9 protein-coding genes are annotated in these 5,453 nt (G+C 37.4%); all 9 read right to left on the bottom strand.

Features of this window, described 5'->3' with window-relative positions; genetic code table 11:
* Window positions 1-195: 195 nt before the first annotated feature.
* Window positions 196-942: a type I methionyl aminopeptidase gene (gene map / locus AB1414_14545; protein MEW6608641.1), complete on the bottom strand. Its 747-nt coding sequence runs from the start codon at window positions 940-942 to the stop codon at window positions 196-198.
* Window positions 923-1,585: an adenylate kinase gene (locus AB1414_14550; protein ID MEW6608642.1), complete on the bottom strand. Its 663-nt coding sequence runs from the start codon at window positions 1,583-1,585 to the stop codon at window positions 923-925. The genes map and AB1414_14550 overlap by 20 nt, the downstream gene beginning before the upstream one ends.
* A complete protein-coding gene (gene secY, locus AB1414_14555; GenBank protein MEW6608643.1) occupies window positions 1,585-2,910 on the bottom strand; it encodes a preprotein translocase subunit SecY in 1,326 nt (441 codons plus the stop codon). The genes AB1414_14550 and secY overlap by 1 nt, the downstream gene beginning before the upstream one ends.
* Window positions 2,911-2,991: 81 nt before the next feature.
* The gene (gene rplO, locus AB1414_14560) at window positions 2,992-3,441 is read right to left on the bottom strand and encodes a 50S ribosomal protein L15 (GenBank protein ID MEW6608644.1); all 450 of its coding nucleotides are present in this window, start codon (window positions 3,439-3,441) and stop codon (window positions 2,992-2,994) included.
* A complete protein-coding gene (rpmD, locus tag AB1414_14565) occupies window positions 3,438-3,620 on the bottom strand; it encodes a 50S ribosomal protein L30 (protein ID MEW6608645.1) in 183 nt (60 codons plus the stop codon). Before rpmD ends, rplO begins: the two co-directional genes overlap by 4 nt.
* A gap of 23 nt (window positions 3,621-3,643) precedes the next feature.
* Window positions 3,644-4,075, bottom strand: coding sequence for a hypothetical protein (locus tag AB1414_14570; protein MEW6608646.1), 432 nt, complete (start codon window positions 4,073-4,075; stop codon window positions 3,644-3,646).
* Between the two features lie 25 nt (window positions 4,076-4,100).
* Complete coding sequence (gene rpsE, locus AB1414_14575) at window positions 4,101-4,592, bottom strand: 30S ribosomal protein S5 (protein MEW6608647.1); 492 nt, start codon at window positions 4,590-4,592, stop codon at window positions 4,101-4,103.
* Between the two features lie 3 nt (window positions 4,593-4,595).
* Window positions 4,596-4,958, bottom strand: a complete 363-nt coding sequence (gene rplR / locus AB1414_14580) for a 50S ribosomal protein L18 (GenBank protein MEW6608648.1) — start codon at window positions 4,956-4,958, stop codon at window positions 4,596-4,598.
* Between the two features lie 43 nt (window positions 4,959-5,001).
* Window positions 5,002-5,453 (bottom strand): helix-turn-helix domain-containing protein (locus AB1414_14585; protein ID MEW6608649.1); only part of this gene is annotated, 452 nt, incomplete at its 5' end.

Consider the following 5,453-nt stretch of genomic DNA (forward strand, 5'->3'; position numbering starts at 1 on the left):
AATAAAAAGATTTGTAGTGTGAGGCTTTAGCCTCGCTTCTGGCAAGCAGGAAAGCGAACCTAAAGGTTCGCACTACATTTATCGAATGTCACAGGTTAATTCGTGTCCATTTGTGGCTAATTTCTCTCATTCTCTGTGAACTCTGTGTCTCTGTGGCTGAACGATTACCCTTCTTCACTGTTTACTCTCCAATGGCTACTTTGTCAATATCTCCGGTTCATCTTCTGTCACGACTATGGTATGTTCAAAATGAGCCGACCAGCTTTTGTCTTTTGTTACCACTGTCCAGCCATTATTTAATACATCTATTTCATAATCACCGGTATTTATCATTGGTTCTATACAGAGAACCATACCTGGTTTAAGTCGTGGTCCTTTACCCTGTTCACCAAAATTAGGGACTTGTGGTGCTTCATGTAAATCTCGTCCAATTCCATGACCGCTATAATCACGCGTGACCGCATATCCATAACATTGGGTATAAAATTCGATAGCATAGGAGATGTCCCCTAATCTATTTGGTAATCTTGCTTTAGAAATACCTATTTTCAGGGCATCTTTTGCTACCCGAACTAATTTTTCTGCCTGTGCAGTTATTTGTCCAATAGGAACAGTTACTGCGGCGTCTGCATGATAACCATTTAACAAAACCCCTAAGTCTATCTTCAGAAGGTCTCCATTTTTAAGAATTCGTGTTGCAGAAGGAATTCCGTGGACGACTTCGTGATTAATTGAGGTGCAAATACTCCCCGGAAATCCCTCATATCCCAGGAATGATGGTATTCCGTTTCGACTAATAATCATTTTATGGGCTATTTCTTCCAGATATTTCGTCGTTATGCCTGGTCTGGTTATTTGCACAAGATGTTGTAAGACTTCAGCGACTATTTTACCTGCCACTCGTATCTTTTCTATTTCTTGTTTAGATTTTAAGATAATCATTTTTTTCTAACACATTCATTATCCTATCAAAGACCAGTGGTATTTCAGCATCGGTATCTACTTCTTTTAAGATATTAATCTTTTTATAATAATTAATTAACGGAGCAGTTTGTTCTTTAAAAACTTTTAATCGCCGTGTTATAACCTCTTCTTTGTCATCATCTCGTTGATAAAGTTCTTCCCCACACTTATCACATTTAAACTCATTTTTGGGTGGTTGATAATAGATATGGAAATTAGAGCCGCAGGCTTTGCAAACCCTTCTGCCGGTTAATCGTTTAATTACGACATCATCATTTACCTTCAAGTCTATAACCGCATCTAAGGATATACCCATTTCTTTCAATGTCGCGGTTAATGTTTCTGCCTGAGCAATAGTTCTTGGAAATCCATCAAGGATAAAACCTGCTTTGCAATCATCCTCTAACAATCGTCCTTTTATCAAATTTATAATTATTTCATCCGTGACTAACTCGCCTTTATCCATATATTTTTTGGCAAGCAGACCCAGTTCTGTTTGCTCTTTAACTGCCTGGCGGAGAATATCTCCGGTGGAGATTTGTGGAATTTCAAACTTTTTAGAAATTAACTCTGCCTGGGTTCCTTTTCCTACGCCTGGTGGTCCTAAAAATATTAATCGCATTATGTAAATCTACCTTTAATTCTACCTTTCTTTAAGAATCCATCATAATGTCTCATCAAAAGATGAGATTCAATTTGTCTGACCGTATCCAGAGCTACGCCCACAACAATAAGGATTGAAGTTCCTCCGAAATAAAAAGGTATATGCATTGATTGAATAACTACGGATGGAATAAAATCAATCAAGGCTAAAAATATAGCACCTACGAAGGTAATTCTTTTAAGAATCCGCTCGATATAGTCAGCAGTAGGTTTACCTGGTCGAATACCAGGGATAAAACCACCATATTTTCGCATATTATCGGCGACATCAGTTGGATTAAATATGACCGCGATATAGAAATAAGTAAAAAAGATAATACCCGCTGCCATTAACAAATGATAAATAACACCACCTGGATTTAATTGTCTATACAGGAAGGTGAGAAATTCAGCCTGTTGGGTGCCCAGAAATGTTACAAAGGTAGCCGGCAGAGCCAGAAGCGATGAGGCAAAGATAATCGGTATGACTCCCGCCATATTTACCTGGAGTGGCAAATGGGTGCTCTGACCACCATAGACCTTACGACCGATAATCCGTTTACCATATTGAACAGATATTTTGCGATGTGCTTGAATTATCATCACAACACTTGCCGTAAGTAAAATACCAATCACGAGGATAAAAAGAATGACAAAAATACTCATTTCACCTATTAGCAATCGATGTCCACTTTGAAGAATAGCCTGCGGTATTCTTGAAATAATGCTTGTAAAGATGATTAATGAACTACCATTGCCTATACCCCGGTCTGTAATTTGTTCTCCAAGCCACATTACAAATGCCGTGCCCGTAGTTAGCGTCATAACCGTCATTATATGAAAGCCCAGACCTGGATTTAAAACAAATCCTCTGCCGTCTGGAGTTTGCATATTTTGAATCCAGATACTCATTCCAGTTGCTTGAATAAGTCCAATGAGTAATGTTAGATACCTTGTATATTTAGTAATTCTTTTTCTACCAACATCTCCTTCTTTTGATAATCTCTGGAGATAAGGAATAACAGGTTGTAATAAAGACATAATAATCGAGGCACTGATGTAAGGCATAATTCCTAAGGCAAAGATAGAAAACCGCTCAAATGCCCCACCTGAAAACAGGTCTAATAATCCGACTATTGTTCCTCTTGCTTGTTGGAAGAAGAAACTTAATGCCGCTCCATCGACACCCGGCGTAGGTACTGCTACCCCTAATCTATAAACGGCTAATAATCCGAGGGTAAATAATATCCTTTTCCTTAGTTCATAGACTTTAAAAGGATTTAAGATTGCCTCAAGTCCTTGCATAAGATAAACTCCTTATTTTTGGTAAATGGTAACTGGTAAATGGTAATTAGTTACCATTTACCAACTACCAGTTACTTGTTTTTATTCCTCTTTGGGTTCAACTTTTCCACCTGCGGCTTCGATTTTTTTAATTGCTCCTTTGCTCACGGCATCTACTTTAAATATCAAAGGTATGTTTATTTCTCCGTCACCCAATATTTTCACACCATTCTTAATTTTTTTAATCAATCCTACCTGAAGTAAGATATTAGATGTAATTTTAGAGCCTGGTTCGAAGCCACAAGAAGCAATTGTGCCCACATCTATGGTCGTATATTCTTTTCTTCTTGGATTGGTAAATCCTCGTTTTGGAATTCGTCGTTGAAGTGGCATTTGACCTCCTTCAAAACCAATCCCTTTACCACCTTTGCGGGCTAATTGTCCTTTCGTCCCTTTAGTTGCAGTCTTTCCATGTCCTGAACCCAGTCCACATCCTATTCTTTTAGGTTTTTTATGTGCACCTTTGGGTGCCTTTAATTGATTTAATTTCATATCTTCTCTACCTTAACTAAATAATCAATTTGTTTTATCATTCCTTTTATTTGAGGATTATCAGGTTTTATCACCGTCTGGTTTATTTTCCTCAATCCCAATGCCGATAAAGTTCCGCAATGTTTTGGTATTCTTCCGAATCTACTTTTAACTAAAGTTATCTTCAAATTTTTCTCCATTTTAGTCTTCTCACTTTCTATTTTTATCTAACAAATCTAAATATAGCCATCAAAGCACTAATTAAAGTTCCAACACAGATAATACTTCCCACCATCCATTTAGTTTGAGAGACGATTAATTTAGTTTGAGAGATTAATAATCTATAGACTTCTTGAATTTGTTCGTTGAATCTTCCTTCCATCCTTTCCATTCGCTCGTTGAATCTTCCTTCCATCCTTTCCATTCGCTCATGAATCTTATCTATTCGTTCATTTAGTTCTCCCAGGGCTTTCTTGATTTCACTATATCCTTCGTCTAATTTATTAAGTCTGAAATCTATCACGCTTAACTTATGCCCAAGTTCATCCTTTGGAACTCCTTTTTCAAGAATTATTTGCTCCATAACCTTGACAAAATCTTCTATTACCGGACTACCAAATTTTTCTTTTAGTCTATCTGAAATAACAATAGGCATTTGTCTTGAAAACCTCCATTATCTCTTATACTGGTAATGTATTACGAAGGTCTAATCTTGCCGATAGAGATATTGTTTGTTTCAAAGCATTCATTGTGGCATTAATAACCGCAAGTGGATTATTATTTCCAAGTGATTTTGTCAGAATATCCTGCACGCCTAATGCCTCCATAACCGCTCGAATAGGTCCACCTGCAATAATTCCTGTTCCTGGTGCGGCGGGTTTTAAGACGACATATCCAGAGCCTTTATGTCCTATTAAAGGATACGGGATAGTTGTTCCTTTTAAAGGAATCTGGAGCACATTTTTCTTTGCTAATCCTATTCCTTTTGCCACGGCTTGTGGCACTTCCTTTGCCTTACCATAGCCTACCCCAACATGTCCCTGTCTATCTCCAACAATAACTAATGCCGTAAATCCGAATCTCTTGCCCCCTTTAACTACCTTTGCCACTCGATTAATGGCGATTACCTTTTCTGTTAAATCTACTTCCTTTAGATTAATTTTTTCATTCATTTTTTAAACCTCTAATCCCCCTTCCCGGGCGGCTTCGGCTAATGCCTTTATCCGACCGTGGTATGGATAACCACCGCGGTCAAAAACAACCTTTTTAATTCCTTTCTCAATTGAAAGTTGAGCAATCAAACTACCTATTTTTTTTGCCACATCTATTTTTTTCATCGAATCTGAAATAAAACCTTTTCTCGCACTCGAAACACAGGCTAATGTCTTTCCTTCTTCATCATTTATGATTTGGGCATAAATGTGTTTCAAGCTCCGATGGACACTAAGTCTTGGTCTTTCATAAGTACCAAATATCTTTCTTCTTGTTCGATGTCTTCTTTTTAATCTTAGCTCTTTTTTATCTTTTATATTCATAATTTACCTTTATGTTATTGGGGTCAGACCTCGTATGTTATTGGGGTCAGACCTCGAAAGCAGAATTAACTATATCTTCTACCTTCTTTTTAAATCCTTTATGGTCACTCATCTGATTTCTTACCCGCATACTTGCCTTACCTATCGCTGTTGGACTTACTCCAAATATCTCACCTATCTCTTTATTACTCAATCCCGTATGACTATATAATATATAAATGGCTACATCCCTCGCTGTTTGCTGTCGAAATCTTTTCCTCTTTATTAATCTCTCCGAATCTACACCAAACCCATTTATTACAGCATTTAACACCTTCCCCCTAATTTCATTGTCACCTAACATTCGCTGTTGGGGTAATTCTCTATTCCTCTCTCCCTTATTAACAAACTGCTTCTCTATCCAATCAACAAATTTATCACTACCTAACACTAATCCATATTTTATTTCTTCTAAAATCTTCTCTTCCTGCCCACACCTCTCCATTATTAACTCCCGAT

This window comes from bacterium, assembly GCA_040755795.1.
Lineage (GTDB): Bacteria > UBA9089 > CG2-30-40-21 > CG2-30-40-21 > SBAY01 > JBFLXS01.